Annotated in this window: 25 protein-coding genes; 20 read left to right on the top strand and 5 right to left on the bottom strand. The window is 73.9% G+C overall.

The genetic code is table 11. The features are described 5' to 3' along the window. Nucleotides 1-1,017: lytic transglycosylase domain-containing protein (locus NH342_RS07235; RefSeq protein WP_253013179.1), on the bottom strand; the 1,017-nt coding region annotated here is incomplete at its 3' end. 96 nt (nt 1,018-1,113) lie between these two features. On the opposite strand from NH342_RS07235, the gene NH342_RS07230 reads away from it, so the two are divergent. Then, nucleotides 1,114-1,698 (top strand): DUF1353 domain-containing protein, encoded by a 585-nt coding sequence (locus NH342_RS07230; RefSeq protein WP_253013177.1) that lies wholly within the window; start codon nt 1,114-1,116, stop codon nt 1,696-1,698. Here NH342_RS07230 and NH342_RS07225 read toward each other — a convergent pair. Further along, nucleotides 1,688-2,881 (bottom strand): HNH endonuclease signature motif containing protein, encoded by a 1,194-nt coding sequence (locus tag NH342_RS07225; RefSeq protein ID WP_253013174.1) that lies wholly within the window; start codon nt 2,879-2,881, stop codon nt 1,688-1,690. The genes NH342_RS07230 and NH342_RS07225 overlap by 11 nt on opposite strands. 324 nt (nt 2,882-3,205) lie before the next feature. Between NH342_RS07225 and NH342_RS07220 the strand changes: the two genes are divergently transcribed. The 8 genes from NH342_RS07220 (at nt 3,206) to NH342_RS07185 (ending at nt 9,737) form a co-directional block, all read left to right on the top strand. Next, on the top strand, nt 3,206-3,403 hold the full coding sequence (locus NH342_RS07220) for a hypothetical protein (RefSeq protein WP_253013172.1): 198 nt from the start codon (nt 3,206-3,208) through the stop codon (nt 3,401-3,403). Further along, entirely contained in the window at nt 3,400-4,191 is a 792-nt protein-coding gene (locus tag NH342_RS07215) for a glycerophosphodiester phosphodiesterase family protein (protein ID WP_253013170.1), read from the top strand. The genes NH342_RS07220 and NH342_RS07215 overlap by 4 nt, the downstream gene beginning before the upstream one ends. A 124-nt stretch (nt 4,192-4,315) precedes the next feature. Next, the gene (mbhE, locus tag NH342_RS07210) at nt 4,316-7,009 is read left to right on the top strand and encodes a hydrogen gas-evolving membrane-bound hydrogenase subunit E (protein WP_253013168.1); all 2,694 of its coding nucleotides are present in this window, start codon (nt 4,316-4,318) and stop codon (nt 7,007-7,009) included. Then, nucleotides 7,006-7,326 (top strand): sodium:proton antiporter, encoded by a 321-nt coding sequence (locus tag NH342_RS07205; RefSeq protein ID WP_253013166.1) that lies wholly within the window; start codon nt 7,006-7,008, stop codon nt 7,324-7,326. Before mbhE ends, NH342_RS07205 begins: the two co-directional genes overlap by 4 nt. Further along, nucleotides 7,323-8,786 carry a proton-conducting transporter membrane subunit gene (locus NH342_RS07200; protein ID WP_253013164.1) on the top strand — a complete coding sequence of 488 codons (1,464 nt, stop codon included), beginning with the start codon at nt 7,323-7,325 and terminating at the stop codon, nt 8,784-8,786. Before NH342_RS07205 ends, NH342_RS07200 begins: the two co-directional genes overlap by 4 nt. Continuing rightward, nucleotides 8,783-9,115: a Na+/H+ antiporter subunit E gene (locus NH342_RS07195; protein ID WP_253013162.1), complete on the top strand. Its 333-nt coding sequence runs from the start codon at nt 8,783-8,785 to the stop codon at nt 9,113-9,115. Before NH342_RS07200 ends, NH342_RS07195 begins: the two co-directional genes overlap by 4 nt. Next, complete coding sequence (locus tag NH342_RS07190; RefSeq protein ID WP_253013160.1) at nt 9,112-9,381, top strand: monovalent cation/H+ antiporter complex subunit F; 270 nt, start codon at nt 9,112-9,114, stop codon at nt 9,379-9,381. The genes NH342_RS07195 and NH342_RS07190 overlap by 4 nt, the downstream gene beginning before the upstream one ends. Beyond that, on the top strand, nt 9,378-9,737 hold the full coding sequence (locus NH342_RS07185; RefSeq protein WP_253013156.1) for a monovalent cation/H(+) antiporter subunit G: 360 nt from the start codon (nt 9,378-9,380) through the stop codon (nt 9,735-9,737). Before NH342_RS07190 ends, NH342_RS07185 begins: the two co-directional genes overlap by 4 nt. Here the strand turns inward: NH342_RS07185 and NH342_RS07180 are convergent. Next, nucleotides 9,651-10,724, bottom strand: coding sequence for a calcium/sodium antiporter (locus NH342_RS07180; protein WP_253013154.1), 1,074 nt, complete (start codon nt 10,722-10,724; stop codon nt 9,651-9,653). The genes NH342_RS07185 and NH342_RS07180 overlap by 87 nt on opposite strands. A gap of 28 nt (nt 10,725-10,752) precedes the next feature. Next, nucleotides 10,753-11,019, bottom strand: a complete 267-nt coding sequence (locus NH342_RS07175; RefSeq protein WP_253013152.1) for a hypothetical protein — start codon at nt 11,017-11,019, stop codon at nt 10,753-10,755. A 185-nt stretch (nt 11,020-11,204) separates the two neighbouring features. Here NH342_RS07175 and NH342_RS07170 point away from each other — a divergent pair, with 185 nt between their 5' ends. Together NH342_RS07170 and NH342_RS07165 are read left to right on the top strand one after the other, a co-directional pair. Beyond that, the gene (locus NH342_RS07170) at nt 11,205-13,040 is read left to right on the top strand and encodes a glycoside hydrolase family 15 protein (RefSeq protein WP_253013150.1); all 1,836 of its coding nucleotides are present in this window, start codon (nt 11,205-11,207) and stop codon (nt 13,038-13,040) included. A 305-nt stretch (nt 13,041-13,345) separates the two neighbouring features. Then, nucleotides 13,346-14,002, top strand: coding sequence for a TetR/AcrR family transcriptional regulator (locus tag NH342_RS07165; RefSeq protein WP_253013148.1), 657 nt, complete (start codon nt 13,346-13,348; stop codon nt 14,000-14,002). A gap of 4 nt (nt 14,003-14,006) precedes the next feature. Here NH342_RS07165 and NH342_RS07160 read toward each other — a convergent pair whose 3' ends face one another. Next, entirely contained in the window at nt 14,007-14,771 is a 765-nt protein-coding gene (locus NH342_RS07160; RefSeq protein WP_256479664.1) for a crotonase/enoyl-CoA hydratase family protein, read from the bottom strand. Between the two features lie 70 nt (nt 14,772-14,841). Between NH342_RS07160 and NH342_RS07155 the strand changes: the two genes are divergently transcribed. The 9 genes from NH342_RS07155 (at nt 14,842) to NH342_RS07115 (ending at nt 25,136) form a co-directional block, all read left to right on the top strand. After that, the gene (locus NH342_RS07155; protein WP_253013144.1) at nt 14,842-15,693 is read left to right on the top strand and encodes a 3-hydroxyacyl-CoA dehydrogenase family protein; all 852 of its coding nucleotides are present in this window, start codon (nt 14,842-14,844) and stop codon (nt 15,691-15,693) included. A 79-nt stretch (nt 15,694-15,772) separates the two neighbouring features. Continuing rightward, on the top strand, nt 15,773-16,969 hold the full coding sequence (locus NH342_RS07150) for an acyl-CoA dehydrogenase family protein (protein ID WP_253013142.1): 1,197 nt from the start codon (nt 15,773-15,775) through the stop codon (nt 16,967-16,969). Nucleotides 16,970-16,971: 2 nt separating this feature from the next. Next, nucleotides 16,972-18,489 (top strand): long-chain-fatty-acid--CoA ligase, encoded by a 1,518-nt coding sequence (locus NH342_RS07145; RefSeq protein ID WP_253013140.1) that lies wholly within the window; start codon nt 16,972-16,974, stop codon nt 18,487-18,489. After that, nucleotides 18,489-19,235 (top strand): ester cyclase, encoded by a 747-nt coding sequence (locus NH342_RS07140; RefSeq protein WP_253013138.1) that lies wholly within the window; start codon nt 18,489-18,491, stop codon nt 19,233-19,235. Before NH342_RS07145 ends, NH342_RS07140 begins: the two co-directional genes overlap by 1 nt. Before the next feature lie 251 nt (nt 19,236-19,486). Further along, entirely contained in the window at nt 19,487-20,305 is an 819-nt protein-coding gene (locus NH342_RS07135) for an SDR family NAD(P)-dependent oxidoreductase (protein WP_253013136.1), read from the top strand. 76 nt (nt 20,306-20,381) lie between these two features. Continuing rightward, a complete protein-coding gene (locus tag NH342_RS07130) occupies nt 20,382-21,569 on the top strand; it encodes an amino acid ABC transporter substrate-binding protein (protein ID WP_253013134.1) in 1,188 nt (395 codons plus the stop codon). A 62-nt stretch (nt 21,570-21,631) separates the two neighbouring features. Continuing rightward, a complete protein-coding gene (locus NH342_RS07125) occupies nt 21,632-22,498 on the top strand; it encodes a branched-chain amino acid ABC transporter permease (RefSeq protein ID WP_253013132.1) in 867 nt (288 codons plus the stop codon). Further along, nucleotides 22,495-24,387, top strand: coding sequence for an ATP-binding cassette domain-containing protein (locus NH342_RS07120; protein ID WP_253013130.1), 1,893 nt, complete (start codon nt 22,495-22,497; stop codon nt 24,385-24,387). Before NH342_RS07125 ends, NH342_RS07120 begins: the two co-directional genes overlap by 4 nt. Then, nucleotides 24,384-25,136: an ABC transporter ATP-binding protein gene (locus NH342_RS07115; RefSeq protein ID WP_253013128.1), complete on the top strand. Its 753-nt coding sequence runs from the start codon at nt 24,384-24,386 to the stop codon at nt 25,134-25,136. The genes NH342_RS07120 and NH342_RS07115 overlap by 4 nt, the downstream gene beginning before the upstream one ends. Nucleotides 25,137-25,172 lie beyond the last annotated feature (36 nt).

The raw sequence follows: 25,172 nt of genomic DNA, 5'->3' as shown, positions 1-25,172 counted from the left end.
GGGCGACGGCTCGGGGCTCGGCGACGGACTGGGCGACGGCTCGGGGCCGGGCGACGGGCTGGGCGCAGGGGCCGGGGCAGGTACCGGCACGGGCCCGGTGGGGGCAGGTGCCGGCGCGGGCGGCGCGGCGGGCGGCACCGTCGGGGGCGCCGTCGGCGTCGGGACCTGCGGGACCTCGGTGCCCGCGTAGGTCGCGGCCAGCCCCAGCACCGTGTCGACGTAGGTCTGCGACCGGTTGTAGGCCAGCACCGCGCGGGCCTGGCCGGCCGGCGTCGACAGGTCACCGCCCGCGGTGCAGAGGTAGTCCGCGGCGGCCGCGGCGGCGTCGTGGATGTCGAAGGGGTCGCGCACACCGTCCCCGTCGCCGTCGGCGGCGTAGCGGGCCCAGGTGCCGGGGATGAACTGCATCGGGCCCACGGCCCGGTCGTGCTCGGTGTCGCCGTCGTACCGGCCGCCGTCGGTGTCGGTGATCGTGGCGACCCCGGGGCCGCCGTCCAGCGGGATGCCGATGATCTTCGGGCTGGACGTGCCGTCGGTGCGCAGGGTCGCCCCGCCGAACCGGCCGTGGTCGGACTCGACCCGGCCGATCGCGGCGAGCAGTGTCCAGTCGATGCCGCAGCCCTGGGCGTCGGCGGCGGCGCGGTAGGCCTCCAGGGCCGTCGTCGGGATGCCGGAGGCGGCCAGCCCGGACGCCGGCGAGCTCGGCGTCCGGGTGGAGGACGGCCGCGGTCCGGCGTCCAGGTCGGGGTCCACCGAGCCGGAGCGGTGGGTCGAGGGTGCGTCGGCGGCGGCCGGGGTCCCCTCCGCGGCGGCTGCGCCGGTGCCCCGCCGCGTGGCCGGCAGCCCGGCGCCCATGTCGAGGTCGGGGTCGCGCACCCTGTCGGCGGCCAGCACGAACTGCTCGTGCCGTGGCTGCGGGACCGTGGTGGCGCCCGGGCCCACGAGGGCGGGCAACGTGGCCACCGCGACGCCACCGACCACGGCGAGCAGCAGGGTGGTGCCCGGTCCTCTGCCCATCGGTCACCCTCCCCGTCGTCACCGCCGGCCCGTCTGACCGTAAGCGGGGGCAAGGACCTGGTCCAGCCCCCCGAGCTGGGGGTCCAGACTGTCCGCGTGCCGTTCCTGACCCGTCCCCGCGTGGAGCAGATCGCCAGCGGGCACTGGACGCTGACCGCTCCGCTGGTCTACGCGGGCCGCGCGGAGGAGTTCGTCGTCCCGGAGGGGTTCGAGTCGGACTTCGCGTCGGTCCCGGTGCCGGTGCGCTGGTTGATCCCGGCCGACGGGGCGTGGACGGCGGCCGCGATCGTGCACGACTGGTTCTGCGAGGTCGGCATCGCCGCCGGGGTCATCAGCAGCCGGGACGCCGACGGGGTCTTCCGCCGGATGTGCCGCGAGCTCGGGACGCCGGTGCTGCGCCGCTGGGTGATGTGGACGGGCGTCCGATGGGGTGCGCTGGCCAACCCGGTCCGCCGCCCCGGGTGGGTCCGCGATGCGCCCGCAGTGCTGGCGCTCTCTGTCGCGGTCGCCCCGCTGGTGCTGCCCGTGTCCGTGGTGGTCGCGGTGGGCCTGGCCGTGGACGCCGTCGTCGACCGGGCGCTGACCCTGGTGCTCCGGCTGGCCGGGCGCCCCGCCGACCCGCCCGGTCCGTGGTTGGACGAGCGCCGGCAGGACGTGCCGGGGCGCGACGTCAGGTCGTGATGCGGGGGCCGATGAGGATCTCGGTGTCGTCGGGGCGGTAGGTGCGCCATCGGCCGCCGGGGTCGCGCTCGACGCGGAAGCCGTGGTGGACCTTGGTGTGGTGGGGTTCGCACAGCAGCGCGGAGTTGGCCAGCGAGGTCTCGCCGCCGTGCGCCCAGTGCACCAGGTGGTGCACCTCGGCCCAGTGGTGCGGCGCCCCGCACCCGGCGAACACGCACTCCTTGTCCCTGGCCACCACGGCCCGGCGCAGGGCGGGGGTGACGACCCGGTGCGCCCGACCGACGTCCAGCGGGGTGCCATCGGGCCCCATCACGATCCGGGAGACCTCGGAGTCGCAGGCCAGCCAGCGGGCACGGGCGGCGGAGATCACGGTGCCGAACCCGGTGGCCGCCGTCCCCGGCCCGATGCCCTCGGTCGCGAGGTCCTGGGCAGCGATGGTGACCACGACGTGCGGCTTGACCGTGCGCAGCACCGGCAGCCCACCGCCGGCCAGGGCGTTGTCGGCGAGCTGCACCAGCGCGTCGGCCTGCCGCTGGCCGCGGGTCCGCACGTCACCGGCCGGGCGGTGGGCCTGCACCAGCGCCTCGATCGCCGTGCGCACCTTCTCCCCACCGACCGCGTCCAGGTCGAACCGGCCGGTCACGCTGCCGTCGCCGTGGGTGGAGATGCTCAGCCGCCGGCCCTCGGTGGGGTCGGGCTCTGGCCCGTCGGGGTCCAGGGCGTCGGCGAAGGCCCCCACTGCCACCACCAGCGACTGGTGCGAGCTGGACACCGCGACCGCGGTGAACGCCCGGTCGAAGGCCTCCACGTCCACGTCCTGCTCCTCGGCCCGCGCCCGGTCGGACTCGCCCATCGCCCCGGCCACGACATCCACCTGCGCCGCGGTCACCGACCCCTCGGCGAACGCCGCGGCCAGGTGCGGCACATGCCCCAGCAGCCTCGCCGCGCGCACGATCCGCGAGGCCTCACCCGCCGACAGCCGCAGGTGCCCGATCAGCCAGGACCGCATCGAGGCCAACCCGTCGTGCTCGGCGGCCTGGGTCAGCTCGGCGTGCCGCACCAGCCCCGTGATCTGGGCATCGAGACGGTTGCGCTCCACCACCAGCCCGGCCAGCAGCTCCAGCACATCATCGGCGGGCAGGCGGTGCAGGTCCTCGACCTCGTCCAGCTCCAGAACGGTCACCCGCACACCTCCCGCCTGTTCGATCAGGTGTTCGAAGTCTAGCGCGTCCGTTGATGAACGGCCAGGTCAGAGAGGTGACGACGTGGTCACGGGACGAGACGATGGGCCCGGTGACGCTCGGGAGCCGCAGGAAGGAGTCCTCGGTCCGCACCTCGCCCGCGGCCAGCCTCTCCACCGACGCGCTGCCGGTGATGCCGCCGACGCCGACGACGAACGGCTGGGCACCGAGGGACGGGGACGTGGGTGCCATCGGTGCTCATCCCCACGGGGCACCACGGCCGCGCCCGCGCCTGTTCCCTGTGCCGACCGGGGATGATGTCGGTCATGGACTACCTGCGGCGCCTGCAGTCGGAACGACCGGTCGTGTACTTCATCGTGCTGCTGGTCGGGTTCTGGGTGGCCTTCCAGCTGGTTCTCTTCGTCGCCCGGCTCGTCCTCGGTCCGTTCGGGTTGCCGGGCTGGGCGCCGCTGGCCCTGGTCCTGCTCATCGCCGTGCTGGTGGCCCGCCGCCAGAACAGGTGAGGCCCCGGCTCGTCCTGGTGCTGCTCGTCGGCGGTCTGCTGCTGGCCGGTTGCGGCGGCCCGGTGGCCTGGTCCGTGCAGCCGATCCGGACACCGGTCGAGGCCTGGCTGGCGCACTCGCCGTCGCTCATCGCCCACCGCGGCGGCAGCGCCGACTGGCCCGAGGGCACCGCGTACGCCTACGGCCGGGCAGCCGAGTGGTCCCCGACCCTGGCGCTGGAGGCGCCGGTCTGGCTCACGTCCGACGGGGTCTGGGTCATCTGCCACGACGCGACCACCGGCGCGGAGTTCGACCGTGACCTGGACATCGCGACCAGTACCTGGGCGCAGCTGTCGGTTCTGCGCACGGTCGACCGCGGCCTGCCGATGGCCCGGTTGTCCGACGTGCTGGCCGAGCACCCCGACCGGGTGTGGCTCGTCGACGACAAGCCGGCGGCCGACCCGGCCGGGCTGCTCGACCTGCTCGACGCCGCCGGCGGGCCTGCCCGCTTCGTGGTCAAGAGCTACGGCCCGTCCGTCGCGGCGCCGGAGGCGGCCCGCGGGCGCGGCTACCTCACCTGGGGCTACTGGTTCACCGCCGACCTGCTGACCTTCGACGCCGACCAGGTCCGCTACGACCTGCTCGCGCTGCCGTGGGACGGGCCCGCCACCGCCTGGGCCGATGCGGTGGCCACGGGCAAGCCGGTGTTCGGCCACGTCGTCTCGACACCCGCCCAGGCGCGGCAGGCCCTTGCCGAGGGCGCCACCGGGCTGATGGTCTCGGGGGTGACCGAGGTCGTCCCCCGCTGACCCGGCGGAACACCTCGCGCATGGTTGGCTGACGAAACCGCAGGTCAGAGCCGGTTCCGAGATGCACGACCCCGCCGGCGCCCGCATCCTGTCGACGTGACGAGCACGGGCCCCTGCTGATCCGGTGAGCCTGCTCGTCTGCCTCGCCGTCCTCGGCGGGCTCGCTGCGTGCGCCCCGCTGCTGACCCGCGCCCTCGGGCGCAACGCGGGCTACGCCCTGGCCGCCGGGTTCCTCGCGGTGGCCGGCGTCCTCGCCGCGCACGCGCCCGTCGTCCTGGCCGACCGCACCGTGGACTGGGACGTGGAGTGGATCCCCGAGCTGGGGGTCTCGCTCGCGCTGCGGCTGGACGGCGTCTCGCTGGTCTTCAGCCTGGTCGCCCTGGTGGTCGGCGCGCTGGTGATGGCCTACTGCTGCCGCTACCTCTCCGACACCGCCGCCCGCGGCCCGGTCTACCCGCTGCTCACCCTCTTCGCCGCCGCCATGGTCGGACTGGTGCTCGCCGACGACCTGGTGCTGCTCTACGTGTTCTGGGAGATCACCACCCTCTGCTCGTTCGCACTGGTCTCCACCGCGGGGGCCAAGGCCGCGGGGCCCGGCCGGCACGCGCTCGTGGTCACCGTCGTCGGAGGGCTGGCGCTGCTGGTGGCCGTCGTCCTGCTGACCCTGGCCACCGGCACCACCCGGCTCTCCGCCGTCCTCGCCGACCCCGCTGCCGTACTGGACAGCCCCTACGCAGTCGCGATCGCGGCCTGCGTGGCGGTCGCGGCGTTCACCAAGAGCGCGCAGTTCCCGTTCCAGTCCTGGCTGCCCGGGGCGATGGTCGCGATGACCCCGGTCAGCGCCTACCTGCACGCCGCGACCATGGTCAAGGCCGGGATCTACCTGCTGGTCCGGATGAGCCCGCTGTTCGCCGGCCAGACCGCGTGGTCGGCGGTGCTCGTCACCGTCGGGCTCACCACCGCCCTGCTCGGCGCGGTGCAGGCGCTGCGCGAGCACGACCTGAAGGCGATGCTGGCCCGGTCCACGGTCAGCCAGCTCGGCCTGCTCGTCGCCGTCATCGGAGTGGGCACCGCGACCGCGCTGGCCGCGGCGCTGCTGCACACCATGGCGCACGCGCTGTTCAAGGCGACGCTGTTCATGCTCGTCGGGATCGTCGACAAGGAGACCGGCAGCCGCGACATCCGGGAGCTCTCCGGCCTGCGGAAGGTCATGCCCTGGACGGCGGCGGCCACCGCGGTCGCCGCGCTGTCGATGGCCGGGGTGCCGCCGATGCTCGGGTTCGTCAGCAAGGAGTACCTGTTCATGGGGCTCCTGTCCGCCGACGTCACCCCCTGGGCCGGTCCGGTGGCGGGGGCGGTGGCGGTCACGGCCTCCGCGCTCACCTTCGCCTACGGCGCCCGCATCGTCTGGGGCGCGTTCGGCGGACCGGTCGAGCAACCCGACCTGTACGAGCCCGCGCCCGCCTTCCTCGCCCCCGCCGCGGTGGCCGCCGTGGTCGGCGTCGTCGCCGGACCCGCCGTGTCCCTGCTCGACCCGGTCATCGACAGCGCCACCACCGACGCGCTGCCCGGGTCGACCCCGCCGTCGGTCTACGCCTGGCACGGGCTGAGCCCCGAGCTGGCCATGTCGGCGATCACCGTGGCGGTCGGCCTCGTGCTGTTCTGGCAGCGCGACCGGGTCGACGGCGCGCTGCAGCGGCTGCGCCTCCCCGACGGGCCCGCCCTGTTCACCCGTGGCCACGACACCCTGCTCGCCCTCGGCGGCCGGGTGGGTGCCCCCGACCGATCACCCTCGCTGGCCGCACACCTGGCCCGCCCGCTGGTCGCCGTGGTCGGGCTCGGTTCCGTCGGGCTGGCCACCGTCGGCGCGCTGCCCGCCCGGGTGGACGCCGGCGACCCCGGCCGCTGGCTGGTCGTCGGGCTGCTGGCCGCCGCCGTGCTCGGGGCCGTGCTGGCCACCCGCACCGTGGCCCTGGTCGCCCTGGTCGGGGTCGTCGGCCTGGTGGTGGCGCTGTGGCTGCTGCTGTCCGGGTCGCTGGACGTCGCCATCACCCTGCTGCTGGTCGAGGTGCTCACCGCCGTCGTCCTGGTGCTGGTGCTGCGCGGCGGACCCCGCCGGCTGCCCTCGCCCGGTCCCCGGCGCTGGCCCACCGCCGTCCTCGCGGTCGCGGTCGGCCTGGTCGCCGCCGGCGCGACCGCCGCGCTCACCGGCCGGCGCGAGCTGTCGGCGGCGGGCACCTTCTTCCTCGACCGCGCCGAGGAGCTCACCGGCGGCACGAACGTGGTCAACACGGTGCTCGTGGACTTCCGCGGCCTGGACACCCTGCTGGAGTCCGTGGTCGTCGGCGTCGCCGCGCTCGGCCTCCTGCTGCTGGGGACGGCGACCGTGCCGCACCCCACCGACACCGACGACGTGCTGCTGCGGGTGGGCACCCGGCTGCTCGCCCCCGGGATGCTGCTGCTGTCGGCCTGGCTGCTGTGGCGCGGCCACGACGAGCCCGGCGGCGGGTTCATCTCCGCGCTGGTCGCCGGGATCGCGGTCGCGCTGCGCCAGCTGGCATCGGGCACCGTCCCGACCAGCCGGTGGCTGCGGCCCCGGGTGCTGCTCGGGGTCGGCGCCGTGCTGTCGGTCGGCGTCGGGGTGGCCCCCCTGGCCGTGGGAGACGCGCTGCTGACGCCGTTCTACCTGCTGCCCTTCCTCAGCTCCGCGCTGGTCTTCGACGTGGGGGTGTGGCTGATGGTGCTGGCCCTGGTGGTCGCCGTGGTCCAGGCACTCGGCGCTCGGCCCGGCCACGAGCGCGACCCGGCGGCGGCATGACCGCCGCGGTGGCCGTCGGCCTCCTCGTGGCCGGCGGGGCGTACCTGGTCCTGCAGCGCGGGATGCTGCGCGTCGTCCTGGGGTTCGTGCTGCTCGGGCACGCGATGGTGGTGCTGGTGCTGGCCGCCGGCGGTGACCGGGGCGGGTTCGCGCTGCCCGGCAACGGCGCCGGCACGCCGGCCGACCCGCTCCCCCAGGCGTTCGTGCTCACCGCGGTGGTCATCGCCTTCGCCGTCACCGTCTACCTGCTCGGGCTGCTCCGCGCCGGCTCCGAGGAGCCGACCGAGGGCGACGACGACGCGCGGGGCCCGTCGTGAACGCCCTGGTCGTCGCGCCGGTCGCGCTGCCGCTGGTGGCCGCCGCGGTGCTCCTGCTGGCGCCGCGGTCCACGGTGCTGGCCCGGGTCGTGGGCATCGGCAGCTCGGCGCTGGTGGTGGTCGCCGCCGCGGTGCTGCTGGCCTCCACGCTGGGCGGCGACGTCCCCGTGGCGCAGATCGGCGGCTGGCCGGCGGGCATCGCGATCGTGCTGGCGCTGGACGCCTTCGGCTCGCTGGTGCTGCTGCTCACCGCCGCGGTCACGCTGCTCGGGCTGGTCTACGCGATCGGCACGGGCGAGGACCGCGAGCGCACCTTCACCCCGCTGGTACTGGTCATGTCGGCCGGGGTCTCGGGGGCGCTGTCGACGGCGGACCTGTTCAACCTGTTCGTCTTCGTCGAGGTCGTACTCATCCCGAGCTACGTGCTGCTCACCCTGGCCGGGCGGCGGCAGCGGGTCGCCGGCGCCCGGCTCTACGTCGGGGTCAACCTGCTGGCCTCGACGCTGTTCCTCGGCGGGGTCGGCCTGCTCTACGGCGTCACCGGCACCGTGCAGCTCGCTCAGCTGGCTGGGGTCGCCGCCGACAGCGCCCCGGCCGCGCTCGCCGCGACGCTGGTGCTGCTGGCGATGGGGGTGAAGTCCGCCGTCGTCCCGCTGCACTCCTGGCTGCCGGGGTCCTACTCGGTGGCCGGGCCGGCTGTCACCGTGCTGTTCTCCGGCCTGCTGACCAAGGTCGGGCTCTACGCGCTGTTCCGGCTCTACGCGGTGCTCTTCGACGGCGACCGGCGCTTCCTGTGGGTGGTGCTGGTGGTCGCCGTCCTCACCATGGTGGTAGGTGTGCTCTCGGCCGTCGGGGCGAAGGCCGTGCGGCCGGTGTTGACCGCGCACATGGTCAGCCAGATCGGCTACGTGCTGGTGGGGCTGGGGTTGTCCACGGTGGCCGGGCTGGCCGCGGCGACGTTCTTCCTGGTGCAGTACGTGCTGGTCAAGGCGGCGCTGTTCATGGTCGGCGGAGCCGTGGAGGTGCGGTACGGCACCGATGTGCTCTCCCGGCTGGGTGGTGGCCTGGTGCACCGCGAGCGCTGGCTCGCCGTCGCCTTCGCCGGGTCGGCGCTGGCGCTGGTCGGCATCCCGCCGACCTCGGGGTTCGTCGCCAAGCTCCAGCTGGCCACCGCGGCGGCCGCCGACGGGCCGTGGTGGGTGCTGCTGGCCGTCGTCGCGGTCAGCACGGTGACCCTGGTGTCGATGCTCAAGCTCTGGAACGGCGTCTTCTGGGGTGAGCCGTCGCCGCTGCCCGCGCCCTCCGGCGGCATCCCGGTGACCCTGGTGGGTCCGCCCCTGGTGCTGGCCGCAGTGGCGCTGGTGCTGGGCATCTGGGCGCAACCCCTGCTGGCCGCCAGCACCGTCGCCGGGCAGCAGCTCGCCGACACCTCGGCGTGGGTCGCGGCGGTGACCCGGTGAGGCCGCTGGCGACCGTGTCCTTCCTGGTCTGGTACGTGGGTCAGTTCCTCGCGGCCAACGTGCGGGTGGCCGGCCACGTGCTGCGCCCTCGCCTGGCCCACCGGCCGGTCGTGGTGACCTACTCCCTCGCGTCCCGGACCGACGTGGAGGTGGCGAGCTTCGTCGCGCTGGTCAGCCTGACCCCCGGCACGCTGGTGGTCGACCGGCGCGGCTCGGACGTCGTGGTGCACGCCGTGCACGCCGTCGACTGCGATGCCGAGCTGGCGCAGCTGGGCGAGTTGGAGAAACGGATGCTGGCCGCGTTCGGCCGGACGAGGAGGAACCCGTGATCGTCCAGCAGACCGTCCTGGACGCCTTGCTCGTGCTGCTGGCGGTGTGCCTGGTGATGGCCACGGTCCGCGCCGTCCGCGGGCCCAGCGACGCCGACCGGGTGCTCGGCGTCGACTTCGGGTTCCTGGTCACGCTGGGCGCGGTGGCGCTGCTGGCCGTCCGGTTGCGCACCCCGGCGCTGCTGGACCTGGTGCTCATCGGCACGCTGGTCGGCTTCCTGGCCACCATCGCGCTGGCCCGGCTCGTGGTGCGGCGATCGCGGTGAGCCTGCAGACGGTGGTCGGCGACGTCCTGCTCCTCCTCGGGGTGCTGCTCTTCGTGGTCGCCGCGGTCGGCCTGGTCCGGATGCCCGACGTGTACAACCGCACCAACGCCGTCGCCAAGGCCGGTGGCCTCGGGCTGGTGCTCGTGCTGCTCGGCGTCGTCGTCCTCGACCCCGGACCGACCGCCGTCGTCGTCCTGCTGCTCGCGGTGGCCCTGCAGCTGTTCACCGTGGCGATCGCCGGCTTCGAGATCGGTCAGGCGGCGCGCATCTCAGGCGCGCCGCTGGCGCCCGGTACCCGCACCACCGCGGACCTCCCGGACGGCGAACCCGGCCGCGGCGACGACCGTGAGCGGTAGGCAGAACCACAGCAGGACGGCGCTGAACGGGCCCAGCGCGTCGTGGTCGGTCGAGGCCAGCACGAGGTAGGCGGTGTAGGCGACGAACCAGGCCAGCAGCACCGCGCCCTCGACCCGGCTGACCCGCGACCCGGTCCACAGCACCACACCCAGCGCCACCGTCGCGGCGATCATCACCGGGGCGTCGAACCGCACCACCGCCGGGTCCACGGCCACCCCACCGGGCAGGGCGAGGGCCGGGGCGCCGAGGACCAGGCCGATGTTGGCCACGTTGCTGCCGACGACGTTGCCCACCGCGAGCTCGGTGTCCCCCCTCAGCGCCGCGATGGCCGCCGTGGTGATCTCCGGCAGTGCGGTCCCCACCGACACCACGGTCAGGCCGATGACCAGGTCGGACAGGCCCAGCGCCGAGGCGATGGAGCTGGCGGAGTCCACCAGCCAGTTCGCGCCCACGACCAGCAGCGCCACGCCGGCGAGCACGGCGAGGCCGTCCCGCAGCAGGCGGGGTCGGACCGGTGGGGCCGCCGTCGGGCGCTCCGGCTCGGCTCGCCGCCCGCGGGCGACCGCGGCGGCCAGGTAGCCGACCAGGCCGAGGACCAGCAGGGCGCCGTCCCACCGCCCGAGGTCGCCGTCCAGGCCGAGCAGCACGAGGGCCACGGCGATGGCCAGCGCGGCCGGGAGGTCGAAGCGGAGCACCGACCGGCCGCCGGTCTGCGGGCGGACCAGGGCAGCGACCGCCAGCACGAGCAGGATGTTGACGGTGTTGCTGCCGACGGCGTTGCCGACCGCCAGCCCCGGTGAGCCGGAGAGCACGGCGTCGACGGACACCGCGAGCTCGGGCGCGCTGGTGGCGGTGGCCACCACGGTCGCGCCGACCACGAGCGGGGACAGGCCCGCCGCCCGGCCGAGCCCCCCGGCGCCCCGGACGAGCAGCTCTCCCCCGGCGACCAGCGCGACCAGGCCCGCCAGCAGCAGGAACACCACCACCGCGCGGACCCTCCGGCCCGCCGGCTGCCTAGCTCGCGCCGCCCCCGAGCGCAGCCGCCCCGGCGAACCGCCTCTGCACCACCCACGCGACCGGCGCCGCCAGCGCCCACGCCGCACCCAGGACCACCGCGGCCGGGTTGCCGACGACGGCCCCGACGACCAGCAGGACGGCGGCGCCCACGAGGAGGGCCGCGGCCAGGGCCCACGTGCGGCCGGGGGAACCGGTCGGCCCCTCCCCGACCAGCTGTGCCTCGATGTCCTGGAGCGCGGCGAGCTCGGTGGGCGACAGCGACATGGTCTCTCCTGCGTCGTGGGTGGTCCCCGGTTGCGTCCTCTGTTCCTCCGGCGCGGCTCGGCCAAACCTGGGCCTGCACTGGTTGCGCGGAGAAACCGCAGCTCAGCGGCCCGTCCCGAGCTGCGGGACCTGCCGGCTCTGCGCATCCTGGCCTCCGACGACGAGCCGACACCCAGGAGACACCTGTGCCGACCCGCCCGCTGACCCGAGACCGCGGTCAGCTCCCCATCGAGGACCACGGCCTGGTCGGGGACGGCGCCACGTGCGCGCTGGTCGCCCGGGACGGCTCGATCCCGTGGCTGTGCCTGCCCGAGTTCGACTCCCCGCCCTTCCTCGCCGGTCTCCTCGACCACGAACGGGGCGGCTCGCTCGACCTGGAGCTGACCGGCCTGACGTCGGCCGACCAGCGCTACCTCGACGACACCGGGGTGCTGGTGACCGAGCTGCACGGCCCCGACGGTGTGCTGGAGGTGACCGACTGCCTCACCCTGCGGGCCGGGGCCGACCTCACCGAGCTGGTCCCCGCGGGCCGCTCGGAGCTGCTCCGGCTGGCCCGGGTCGTGCGCGGCACGGCCGAGGTGACCGTGCGGCTGCGCCCCAAGGACGACGTCGAGTTCCAGGAGGAGGGCGGCGGCTGGGCGATCAGCTGGCCGGCGCGCCCGGACCTCCGGTTGACCCTGTGGTGCTCGCACCCCCTGCGCGTCGAGGACGGCGGGCTGCACGGCACCGCCACGCTGCGCGCCGGGGCCCCGCTGACCGTCTCGCTGCACTGGTCGGGCAACACCCGGCTGCTGGACCGGCAGGACCCCGAGACCCTGGTGCAGCAGACCGCCGCGGCCTGGCGGGCGTGGGCGGCCCGGATCCGGTACGAGGGCCCGCAGCGCGCCCTGGTCCGTCGCTCGGCGCTCACCCTGAAGCTGCTCGACCACGCCGAGACCGGCGCGATCATGGCCGCCGCCACCTCGTCGCTGCCCGAGGAGGTGGGCGGCGTGCGCAACTGGGACTACCGCTACACCTGGGTCCGCGACGCCGCGTTCAGCGTCTACGCGCTGCGCCGCATCGGGCTGACCACCGAGGCCGACTCCTTCCTGGCCTGGACCCTCACCAACGCCGAGCGCGACGGCGGACCAAGGATCATGTACGCCCTCGACGGCGGCCAGCCGCCCGAGGAGTGGGAGGACCCCGTGCTGCGCGGCTGGCGCGGGTCGGCCCCGGTCCGCTGGGGCAACGGCGCGGCCGGGCAGACCCAGCACGACGTCTACGGCGAGCTGATGGACGTCGCCCACCAGTGGGCCGCCGACGGCGGCTCGGTCGACGAGCACCTCTGGCGGGCGCTGTCGGCGCTGGCCGAGCAGGCCATCGAGCAGTGGCGCACCCCCGACCAGGGCATCTGGGAGATCCGCGGCGCCGGCCGGCCGTTCACCTACTCGGTGGCGATGTGCCAGGTCGCGGTGGACCGGGCCCTGCGCATCGCCGAGCGCTGCGGCCTGGACCACCCCCGGGAGCGGTGGCGGGCCGCGGCCGACGAGATCCGGGCCGCGGTGCTCGAGCGGTCGTGGGACGAGGAGCGGGGCACGTTCACCGAGCACCTCGCCGAGCACGGGAAGGCCAACGACGGCGGGCTGGACGGGTCGCTGCTCGCGCTGCCGCTGCGCGGCGTCGTCCCCTTCGACGACCCGCGGATGGTCGCCACCGTCGAGAAGGTGCGCGAGCACCTGGACGCCGGCGACGGGCTGCTCTACCGGTACCTGCACACCGAGTCCGACGACGGGCTGCCCGGTGGGGAGGGCGCGTTCCTGCTGTGCAGCTTCTGGCTGGTGGACAACCTCACCGGCCAGGGCCGGCTGGACGAGGCCGAGGCCCTGTTCGACTCCCTGTGCGCCCGCGCCACCCCGCTGGGGCTGCTCAGCGAGGAGATCGACCCCCGCGACGGCTCGTTCCTGGGCAACTTCCCGCAGGCGTTCAGCCACCTCGGCGTCATCGCGTCGGGCTGGAAGCTGGCCCGGGCCCGGCAGCGCTGACCAGGACGACGAAGGCCGCGCACCCGGTGGGTGAGCGGCCTTCGTCATTCGGGTGGAGCTGAGGGGACTCGAACCCCTGACCCCCACACTGCCAGGCCGACCTGATGCCGTACGCCATTGTCCGCCGACGGACGAAAGCCCTGTTCAGACGGCCTTCTCCGCGACTTGCGCACGCCGACGAACGGCGGTGAACCATGATCGACAGCGGGCAACTGCAACCAGAACTGCCACCACGGCGCAGCCGCGGGGAGGGCGCACGCGACGGTCCTCCGGCGCCGTCGAGGACAACGCCTAGGGTCGACGGGGTGAGCGAGGAGCAGGCGAGCGCGATCGGTCGTCGCCGGGCCGCGGCCCAGGACGGCGACCGCGCGGCCTACCGGGAGCGGCGGCAGGAGATCATCGCGGCGGCAGCCGGCCTGTTCAAGTCGCACGGGTTCCGCGGCACGAGCATCGGGCAGATCGCCGAGGCTCTCGGGACCGACCGCGCGACGCTGTACTACTACGTCGGCAGCAAGGAGGAGCTGTTCGACGAGGTCGTCAGCGATGCCGTCCGGGCCAACGTCGCACGGGCCGAAGCCATCCGGGACGGCGCCGGGGACGCGCCGGACAAGCTGCGCCGACTGGTCACCGAGCTGATGGACTCCTACGCCGCGTCCTATCCCTTCCTGTACGTGTTCATCCAGGAGAACCTGTCGCACGTCGGGCAGAAGCGCGCCGACTGGTCGGCCGAGATGCGCGGGCTCAACCGTGCCTACCAGGACTGCGTCACCGCGATCATCGAGTCGGGGATCGCCGAGGGCACCATCCGGCCGGTCGCCGAACCGTGGGTGCTCGCCTACGGGCTGATCGGCATGGTGGGCTGGACGAACCGGTGGTTCAACCCCGAGAAGTCCGCCGTCGACGCCGCGACCATCGGTCGCGCCTACGCAGACGTGCTGCTGGACGGCCTCACGACCCGCTGAGCGCTCATCGCCCGGTCCACACCGGTGGTCGCTTCTCGGCGAACGCGCGGGCGCCCTCGCGCGCGTCGTCGGACCCCATGACCTGGTCGAGGAGCACCTGCTGGCGGTCCCACACCTCGTCGGCGGGCCACTCCGGCGCGGTCTGCACCACGTGCTTGGTGACACGGACGGCGAGCGGCCCGTTGCGGGCGATCCGCTCGGCGAGCTCCAGGGCACCGGCGAGCGCACCACCGGGTGGGGTCAGCCGGTTGACCAGACCCCAGCGGGCACCCTCGACCGCTGGTAGCGGGTCGCCGGTCAGTGCGTGCTCCAGAGCGATCGCGGGTGGGATGCGTCGCGGCAGTCGCAGCAGCCCGCCGCTGCCGGCGAACAGCCCGCGGGTCACCTCCGGGATGCCGAACACGGCGTCCTCGGCGGCCACCACCAGGTCACAGGCCAGCGCCAGCTCGCACCCGCCGGCCAGGGCGTAGCCCTCGACGGCGGCGACGAGGGGCGTCTCCGGGGGGCGACGGGTGATGCCACCGAAGCCTCGACCCGGGACCTCCGGGAGGTCGCCGGTGAGGAAGGCGCCCAGGTCCATGCCGGAGCAGAACGTGCCACCGGCCCCGGTGAGGACGCCGACGGCGAGGGTGGGGTCGGCGTCGAGGTCGTCCACCGCGGCGGCCAGGGCGCGGGCCGTCGCGCCGTCGACCGCGTTGCGCCTGGCCGGGCGGTCCAGCGTGATCACCAGAACCTGTCCGCGCCTGTCGACGGTGACCGTCCCGCCCATCGTGCCCTCCGATGCTGTCAACGTGTACGTTGACGGCACGGTACAGCCAGGACGCGTCGAGGAGGACCGGGTGGCGGATGCGACGGGCAGCGTCGGTGTGGTCGGGGCCGGCACGATGGGCGTGGGCATCGCCTACGTCTTCGCGGTGACCGGGGCGCGCGCCGTGGTGGTCGAGCCCGACCACGCACGGATGGCCGCGGTGCGCCGCGAGGTGGCCGGCGCAGCAGAGGCCGGGGTGCGCCGCGGCAAGCTCTCCGCCGAGGTCGCCGCCGGCCTGGCCGACCGCCTGGAGCACGTGCCCTCGGCCGACGAGCTGCCCGAGGGCCTGGACCTGGTCGTCGAGACGGTGCCCGAGGACCTGGCGCTCAAGCACCGGGTGCTGGCCGCCTGCGAGGCGCGCGGACCGGCCGTGCTGGCCAGCAACACCAGCGCCCTGTCCATCGACGCCCTCGCCGAGGGCCTGGCCCGCCCCGAGGCGTTCCTGGGCATGCACTTCTTCAACCCCGTCTGGTCCATCCCGGTGGTCGAGGTGGTCCGCGGCGCACGCACGTCGGCGGCGACGCTGGAGACGGCGCTGGCCGCCGTCACCGGGATCGGCAAGGAGTCCGCGGTGGTCGCCGACGCACCGGGCTTCGCCACCAGCCGGCTCGACGTGGTGGCCGCCCTGGAGGCCATCCGGATGGTCGAGCAGGGGGTGGGCGAACCGGCCGACATCGACCGGGCGGTCCAGCTGGCCTACCGGCACCCCGTCGGGCCCCTGCGGCTGACCGACATCGTCGGGCTGGACGTGCGGCTGCACATCGCCCGGAACCTGGAGACCGCCCTGGGGCCGCAGTTCGCGCCGCCGCAGCTGCTGGTCGACAAGGTCGCCGCGGGCGAGCTGGGCGTCAAGTCCGGCCGCGGGTTCTACGACTGGCCCTGACCCCGTTCGCACCCTTGACGTGGCCCAGGCCACTCCCTACCGTCAACGATGGCGTTGACGACGTTGCAGAGGAGACCTCGTGAACAACACCCCGGTCGGCCTGCCCGGCAAGGGCTCGCGGATCAGCGACACCACCGAGGAGCGCCGCGACCTGCGCGAGGCGGTGCGGCAGCTGGTCGGCAGCTACGGCCGCTCCTACTTCCAGGACGTCGTCGCCAGGGGCGAGCGCGCCGACGAGCTGTGGTCGGCGATGGGCAAGGCCGGGTTCCTCGGCGTCCACCTGCCCGAGGAGCACGGCGGCGGGGGCGGCGGGCTGGCCGACCTGGCCGTGGTCATCGAGGAGATGGCCAGCCAGGGCTGCCCCATGTTCATGGTCGTGATCAGCCCGGCCATCGCCGGCACCGTGCTGACCGCGCACGGCACGCCCGAGCAGAAGGCCAAGTACCTGCCCGGCATCGCCGACGGCACCTTCCGGATGGCGTTCGCCATCACCGAGCCCGACGCCGGCTCCAACACCCACAAGATCACCACCACCGCGCACAAGGACGGCGACGGCGGGTGGCGGCTGCGCGGGCAGAAGTACTGGACGTCGGGCGTCGACGAGTGCCAGGCCCTGCTCGTGGTGGCCCGCGACGCCGAGCCCGGCCCCGACGGGCGGCACACGCTGTCGCTGTTCATCTGCGACACCGACGCCCCCGGGCTCACCTTCCAGAAGTTGGACTCGGCGCTGATGCTGCCCGAGAAGCAGTTCATGACGTTCTTCGACGACGTCCCGGTCGAGCGCGCCGGGCTGGTCGGCACCGAGGGCGAGGGCCTCAAGCAGGTCTTCGCCGGGCTCAACCCCGAGCGGGTGGCCGCGGCGTGCATGGCCAACGGCATCGCCCGCTACGCGCTGGCCAAGGGTGCGCAGTACGCGAACGAGCGCACCGTCTGGAAGACCCCGATCGGCGCCCACCAGGGGGTGGCGCACCCGCTGGCGGAGTCCTACATCGCGGTGGAGCTGGCCCGGCTGATGACCATGCGCGCCGCCGAGATGTCCGACGCCGGCCTCGACGCCGCCGAGGCCTCCAACATCGCCAAGTTCGCCGCCGGCGACGCCGCGGTGAAGGCCCTGGACCAGGCCATCCAGGTGCACGGCGGCAACGGCCTGTCCTACGAGTACGGCCTGGCCGACCTGTGGTTCGTCGCGCGCATGTTCAAGACCGCGCCGGTCAGCCGCGAGATGGTCCTCAACCACGTGGCCCAGCACAGCCTGGGCCTGCCCAAGAGCTACTGACCGTGGCCGAGACCCTCGCCCAGCTGGTCCGCGAGCTGGCCGCGGACCTACCCGGTGCGCCGGCGGTCACGCTGGGGGACACCACCCGCACCTTCGCCGAGCTGCACGAGCGCAGCTCGCGGGTGGCCCGCGCCCTGCAGACGGCCGGGCTGGGCCCCGGCGACCGGGTCGGCGTGCTGGACAAGAACGCGCCGACCTTCTACGAGGTCGTCTTCGGGGCGGCCAAGCTCGGTGCGGTCACCGTCGGCCTCAACTTCCGCCTGGCCGCCCCCGAGGTGGCCGACGTGGTCGCCGACGCGGGTGTCCGGCTCGTGGTCGTCGACCCGGAGTTCGCCCACCTGCTCCCCGAGGGTGTCCCGCAGGTGCACCTCGGCGAGGACTACGAGGCGTGGCTGGGCGAGGACCGGGACCCGGGGTGGGGAGGTGACGCCGACGACGTGGTCCTGCAGCTCTACAGCTCGGGGACGACGGGACGCCCCAAGGGGGCCATGCTCACCTCGGCCAACCTGCTGTGGACACCCCGGATGGGCCGGGAGTTCTACGGCATGGACGAGCACACGGTCAACCTGGTGCCCTCTCCCCTGTTCCACATCGGCGGCGCGGGCTACTCGCTGACGGCCCTGGGCCAGGGCGGTCACACCGTGCTGGTGCGCGACATGGACCCGGCCGCCGTCCTGGGGTTGATCGAGCAGCACGGGGTCACGCACACGTTCCTGGTGCCGGCGGTCGTGCAGATGCTGGCCGAGAGCGCGGCGCTGCCCGGCACCGACCTGTCCAGCCTGCGGCGCATCGCCTACGGCGCCGCGCCGATGGGTGAGACCCAGCTGCTGAAGGCGATTGCGCTCTTCGGGTGCGACTTCATGGGTGTCTACGGCATGACGGAGACCTCGGGCTCGGTCGTCTGCCTGCCACCCGAGGACCACGACCCGGGCGGGCCGCGGGCCGGCCTGCTGCGCTCGGTGGGCAAGCCGCTGCCCTGGCTGGAGCTCCGGGTGGTCGACCCGGCCACCGGTGCGGACGCCGCCGTCGGCGGGGTCGGGGAGATCTGGGTCCGGTCGGGGCAGAACACCGTCGGCTACTGGGGCCAGCCGCAGCTGACCGCCGAGACCATCACCGAGGACGGCTGGCTGCGCACCGGCGACGCTGCCTACCTCGACGCCGAGGGGTACGTGTTCCTGCACGACCGGATGAAGGACATGGTCGTGTCGGGCGGGGAGAACGTGTACCCCGCCGAGGTCGAGAACGTGCTCTACGCGCACCCGGAGGTGCTGGAGGCCGCCGTCATCGGGGTGCCCTCGCACCGGTGGGGCGAGACGGTCAAGGCGGTCGTCGTCCGGCGGCCGGGTTCCACGGTCGACGAGCCGGGCCTGATCGCCTTCGTCCGGGACCGGTTGGCCCACTACAAGTGCCCGACCAGCGTCGACTTCGCCGACGAGCTGCCGCGCAACGCCTCGGGCAAGGTGCTCAAGAAGGTGCTGCGCGAGCCGTTCTGGTCCGGCTCCGAGAGGCAGGTCCACTGATGCACCCGCTCGCCCGCCTGGCCCAGCGCTTCACCGTCGACTGGCTGGACCGGGCCGATGCGTCCGTCCCCCCGGAGATCATGGTGCCCGGCTACCAGGTGCACATCGGCGACGTCGAGCTCGACGGTCTCGAGGCCTACGTGCCGGCCACCGTCGGCCAGCTCGAGCAGTTCCCCGGCCTGCAGCTGACCGTGCACGACCTCGCGTTCACCGAGGACCGGCTGGTGCTGCACTTCACCGAGCACGGGGCGTCGGCCCGGCACGACCTGCGGGCCGCCGCCTGGACCGGTGTCGCGCTGTTCGCCTGGGACGGCGGGCGGCTGACCGAGAACTGGACCCAGGAGGACTACGCGGCCCGCCGGCGTCAGCTGGCCGACGGGGTCCCGGACACCGTGGGGACGCCGATGGTGGCGCCGTGGACGACCCGGCCCGCGGTGCCCGACCCCGCCGCCGAGGACGTCGTCCGCACCTGGCTGGCCTCGGCGCAGCCCGGCGTCGACGGCGTGACCTGGGACGACGGGCTGACCGCCGCACTGGTCCGTCCCCGCGACGTCGAGGTGGCGCAGCTGTTCTCCGCCGGTGACCAGGTGGCGTTCGCCGCGACCCAGGTCGGGGAGGACACGGACACCGGTGAGGTCGTCCGGCTGGGCGTGGCGGGGCTGGTGACGGTCGTGGGCGGGGTGGTCGACGGCGGTGTGGTGGTCAGCGACCGGCACGGTCTGCTGCGGAGCCGCGCCCGGCGCTGACCGACCTCGACAGCCCACGGACCGGACGGCTCCTCGCCGTCCGGTCCGTCGTCGTGCCCTGGGCGGATCCGCCGGGGCACGGTGCGGGAACGATCCCGACCAGCCGTCAACACAGGGGTTGACGCGCGTGTCCTGGGTCACCTAGCTTTGCCCACCAGCAGCCCAGGCTGAGCGCGCACTGAGCGCACACCCGGCGAACCGGTCCTCCAGAAGCGGGGACCCGACCACGCCGCCACACCCAGAGGAGACCGATGAGCACCGTCGCCACGCCGCTGTCGGGCCGCACCGTCCTGGTCACCGGCGGCGGCTCGGGCATCGGTGCCGGCGCGGCGGTCGTGCTGGCCGCGCGGGGAGCCCGGGTGCTGGTCGCCGACCTGGACCCGGGAACGGCGGAGGCGACGACCGCTGCGGTCGTGGAGGCCGGGGGGCGGGGCGAGGCTCTGCGCGTCGACGTCGCCGACGTCGCGTCGGTGGACGCGTTGTTCGCCGGCCTGCGCGAGCGGGGAGTGCTCGCGGACGGTCTGGTCAACAGCGCCGGGGTCACGAGCCGGCACGCCTTCACCGACACGCCGGACGCCGAGTGGGACCGCGTGCTGGGAGTCAACCTGACCGGCACCCGCGCGGTGACGCAGCGGTTCGCCAGGGAGCTGATCGCGCAGGGCTCGGGTGGAGCGGTGGTCAACGTCGCGTCGGTCATGGCCCACTTCGCCGCCCCCAACCTGACCTCCTACGTGGCCTCCAAGGGCGGCGTGGGGGTGCTCACCCGGGCGACGGCGCTGGAGCTCGCACCGCACGCCATCCGGGTCAACGCGGTCAGCCCCGGCTACATCGAGACCGGGATGACCCGCCGCGCCTTCGCCGTCCCGCGCTTCCGCGACGCCGTCCTGGCCCGCACACCGGCCGGCCGCTTCGGCACCCCCGAGGACGTCGGCCGGGTCATCGCCTTCCTGCTCTCCGACGACGCCGACTACGTCACCGGCCAGCTGCTGCCCGTCGACGGCGGCATGACCACCGGTGACGCGTCCCTGGCGTCCCCCTCTGCCGACGAGCTCGCCGCCGTCGGCCCCTGACCCCCCACCGCACCACCGCACCACCCGTCCCCACCCGACCCGGCACCGACGCCGGGCCAGCGCACGAGGAGCACCCATGAGCAGGTCCACCAGGCTCGCGATCGGCATCGCGGTGACCGCCACCGTCGTCACCGGCTGCGGGGGCGGGTCCGACGACAGCGCCTCGGGCGGGTCCTCCGACGAACCGATCCGGATCGGGGCGTCGGTCTCGCTGACCGGCAACTACGCCAGCAGCGGCACCAACGTCTCGAACGGCTACCAGCTGGCCGTGGACCAGATCAACGCCGACGGCGGGGTGCTGGGCCGTCAGCTCGAGCTGGACCTGCAGGACGACCAGAGCGATGCGGGCATCGTCAGCCGGCTCTACACCGAGTTCCTCGGCTCCACCGGCGTGGACGCGGTCCTCTCGCCCTACGGCAGCGCACTGGCCGGCCCGGCCGCGCAGCTCGCCGAGCGCTACCAGACGCCGATGGTGCACAGCCAGACCTCCTCGCCTGCGGTCTTCGACGGCACCTCCTGGTCGGTCATGGCCGGCCTCGGCCCGGGCCGGGACACCCTCGCCCAGGTCCCGCAGTTCGCCGCGGATGCCGGGTACACCCGGATCACCCTGGTCAACAACGACCTCGACGCCTTCTCGGCCATCTGCGACGGCGCAGAGGAGACGATCACCGATGCCGGTGCCGAGTTGGTCGACCGGATCGAGTACGCCGCCTCCACCAGCGACTTCTCGTCGACCGCACTGCGCATCGCCGAGGGTGACCCGCAGGTGGTCATCGAGTGCTCTGCCATCCAGGACTCCATCGGACTGACCCGAGCGCTGGACCAGCAGGGCTTCCGTCCCGAGGTCATCGCCAGCCCGACCGCCGTCGACCCCGCGTTCGTCGAGGGCCTCGGGGACCTCGCCGAGCGGACGGTCGGCTACACGCAGTTCGACGCGGCTCTCGGGTTCCAGGGCACCGAGGAGTTCCTCGCCGGGTACGAGGACGCCTACGACACCCCGGTCAACACGCAGGCCGCCGGCGCCTACGCGACGGTCCAGGTCCTCGCCGCCGCCATCGAGGAAGCCGGGTCGACCGACAAGTCCGCGGTCAACGACGCCCTCCACGCGGGCGGGTTCGAGACCGTCCTCGGCCAGTACGCCGTCGACGACAGCGGGGTGCAGACCGGGTACAGCCCCGTGCTCTTCCAGTGGATCGACGGCGCCCAGGCCATCGTCTTCCCCGCCGACGTGGCCGGCGCCGTCCCCGCACAGCTCCCCTACTGATCCCCGACGTCCCTGTCCGGCCGCGTGGGCCGGACAGGGACGTCCGACCGAGAGGATCCGACGTGACGTACGTGCAGGTGGCGCTCAACGGCGTCCTGCTGGGTGGGTTCTACCTGCTCATGGCCCAGGGCCTGAACCTGGTCTTCGGCGTGATGGGCATCGTGAACCTCGCGCACGGAGCCTTCATCGTGCTCGGCGGGCTCGGCGTGTGGAGTCTGTACGGGGCCGGGATCAACCCCTTCCTCGGGCTGCTCGTGGTGGTCGTCGCCGCCTCCGCTCTCGGCGCACTCGTCCAGTGGGCGATCATCGAGCGGATCAGGGGCACCGCCAAGCAGCACGAGCTGCTGACCCTCATGGCCACCTTCGGGCTGTCCTACATCCTGATCAACGTCGGTCAGCAGGTCTGGGGCTCGGACTACCGGACCACCACCTTCCTGCAGTCCTCCCTCACCGTCGGGCCCTTCCGCTTCGCGTGGTCCCTCCTGGTCGGCGTGGTGCTGGCCGCGGCGATCACCGCGGGCATCGCGTTCTGGCTCACCCGCACCCGGTCGGGCACGAGCCTTCGGGCGCAGGCGCAGAGCCCGCTGGGCGCCGGCGCGTGCGGGATCAACCCCCGGCGGCTCCGGCTGGTCGGCTTCAGCGTCGGTGCGGCGGTCGCCGCGGCCGCCGGGATGCTGCTGGTGATGACCCAGCCGATCGCACCGCAGGCGGCCACGAACTTCACCATCGTCGCGTTCGTGGTCATCGCCCTCGGCGGCCTGGGCAACTACAAGGGGGCGGTCGTCGGCGCCCTGCTCGTGGGCATCGTGCAGACCGTGGCCGGCTACCAGTTCGGCGCCGTCGTCCAGGCTGCTGCGCCCTACCTGATGCTCATCCTGGTGATGCTGCTCAAGCCCGCCGGACTGCTCTCGAGGAAGGCAACGGCATGACCGGCCCGACCACCGACGCCCGACCGTCCGGCGGCTCCCTCGTCGCAGGCCTGCTCAACCGGTCCAGCGGCGGCCCGCGGCACACCGGCGGCCGGCTGCCCTCCACCCGCAGCGACGCCCTGCAGCTCGGGCTGCTCGCCGCACTGGTGGCCGCGTTCCTGGCGTGGGGGCTGCTCGGCGACCTCGCGACCAACCAGCTGGCGATCGACATCGCCATGTTCGTCGCGCTGGCCTACGCCTTCAACATCATCAGCGGCTTCACCGGCTACATCAGCTTCGGGCAGGTCGTCTTCTTCGGCTTCGGCGCCTTCGCCACCGCCCTGCTGATCATCCACGCTGAGGTCCCCTGGTTCCTGGCTGCGGTGCTCGGTGGCCTGGCCGGCGCCGTCGTCGCGGTACCGGTGGGCTGGGTCATGCTCCGGCTGCAGGGGATCTACTTCGCGCTGGGCATGTTCGGCCTGGCCTACATCGTCTCGCTGCTGCTCTCGCAGTGGGAGCTGACCGGCGGCTCCACCGGCCTGGTCGTCCCGGGCGTCATCGCGCAGAAGCCGGTGCTGCTGTCGGTCACCGGGGTCGCCGTGATGGCCTTCGCCGTGAACGCCTTCATGGCCCGGTCGCCGTTCGGGCTGCGCGCGATGGCGGTCCGCGACGACGAGCAGGTGGCCGAGGCCATGGGCGTGGCCACCACCCAGGTCAAGGTCCTGTCCTTCTCGCTCAGCGCCCTGGTCCCCGCTCTGGTCGGCGGCATGGTGGCCTACAACCGCGGCTTCATCGACACGTCCAGCGTCTTCAACCCCGCACTCGACCTGCAGGTCATCGTGCTGGTGCTGGCCGGTGGCATCGGCACGCTGTGGGGCCCGCTCATCGGCGCGGTCGTGCTGACCGTGGTGAGCGACCAACTGGCCACCGCCTTCCCCGAGTGGCAGCTGGCCCTGTTCGGCGCCCTGGTCGTCCTGGTCACGGTGTTCCTGCCCGGTGGCATCGTCTCCCTCGCCAACCGGGTCGGCTGGTTGCGCCGCGAGATCGTCCGCGGACCGGCCGAGCTCCCCAGCAAGGCCGAGCTGGCGGAGCGGTTGCGGGCCTCCCACACCCCTCGGGCGGCCGCCGCGTCCTCGGACGAACTGCTGGTCTGCCGGGACGTCGGGGTCAGCTTCGGCGGTGTGCAGGCGCTGCGCAGCGTGGACCTCACGGTCCGCCGCGGTCAGACCGTGTTCATCATCGGTGCCAACGGCGCGGGCAAGACCACGCTCTTCAACGCCGTCGCCGGGATCGTGACGCCGACCCAGGGCAGCATCGTCTTCGACGGACAGCCCGTACGCGGCGGTCGACCCGGGCACCGCCTCGCACGCCGCGGCCTGGCCCGCACCTTCCAGATCCCGCGGCCCTTCGCCTCCATGACGGTGTGGGAGAACGTGTACCTCGCCGCACTGGGCGGCCGGCACCGGGCGCAGGCGCACGAGCAGGCGTCCTGGGTGGTCCAGGTGCTGGGTCTCACCGACATCCGCTTCGCCGCATCGGACACCCTCGCGGTGGGTCACCGCCGCATGGTCGAACTGGGTCGGGCCCTCGCGCTCGGCCCGTCCCTGATCCTGCTCGACGAGGTCATGGCCGGCATGAGCGACGAGGAGCTCGAGGTGGTCCGGGATGCCATCCGCCGGATGCCCGGCTTCGGCGTGGACGCCGTCGCCGGGATCGAGCACGTCATCAAGGCGATCGTCGACATCGCCGACGAGATCGTCGTCATGGACCGAGGAGCAACGATCATGGACGGCGAACCGGCCGAGGTCCTCCGGCACCCGGAGGTGATCCGGGCCTACCTCGGATCCGGCGTCGGCCTCGGCGCAGGCGGGTCCACCGGGTCGACCACCCCGGGGGCGGTGACCTCGTGAAGCTGTTCGGGGCAGCGGCTCGGGACGGCGACGGCGGCGACACCGACGCCCTCGCCGTCCAGGGCCTGACGGCCGGCTACGGGGCCCTGCGTGTGCTGCACGACGTGTCCGTGCACGTCGGCCGCGACGAGGTCGTCGGCGTCCTGGGCGCCAACGGCGCGGGCAAGACGACGCTGCTGCGCGCTGTTGCGGGCATCGTCCGGCCGCAGGCCGGCACCGTCGTGCTGCACGGTCGCGACGTCAGCGCCCTGGCCGACCACGCCCGCACCCGGGCAGGGGTCGGCCACGTGCCCAGCGGGCGTGAGCTGTTCGCCGACATGACCGTCGCGGACAACCTGGCCATGGGCGGCCAGGCGCTGCCGACCGCACGCGCCACCGAGCTCCGCGCCCGGGTGCTGGAGCTGTTCCCCGCCCTGGGCCGCATGCTCGACCGCCGGGCGGGCTCGATGTCGGGCGGGGAGCAGCAGATGCTCGCCTTCGGGCGCGCGCTGATGACCGATCCGGCGCTCCTCCTCCTCGACGAGCCCTCGACCGGGCTCGCGCCGGCCATCGTGGCCTCACTGTTCGACGCACTGCGCCAGCTCATCGCGGAGGGCGGGATGAGCGTGGTGCTGGTCGAGCAGAACGCCGGCCTGGCCCTCGAGGTGGTCCAGCGCGCCTACGTGCTGCGGCAGGGCCGCGTGGTCCTCGAGGGCACGGCCGACCAGCTGAGGAGCGGCGACCTGGTGGATGCCTACCTGGGGGCCTGACCCCTCCGGCCTCGACCCCTGCACGACGAGGGCCGG

Source organism: Klenkia sp. PcliD-1-E, assembly GCF_024124375.1.
GTDB lineage: Bacteria > Actinomycetota > Actinomycetes > Mycobacteriales > Geodermatophilaceae > Klenkia.
This window is presented reverse-complemented; position numbering and strand designations above follow the sequence as displayed.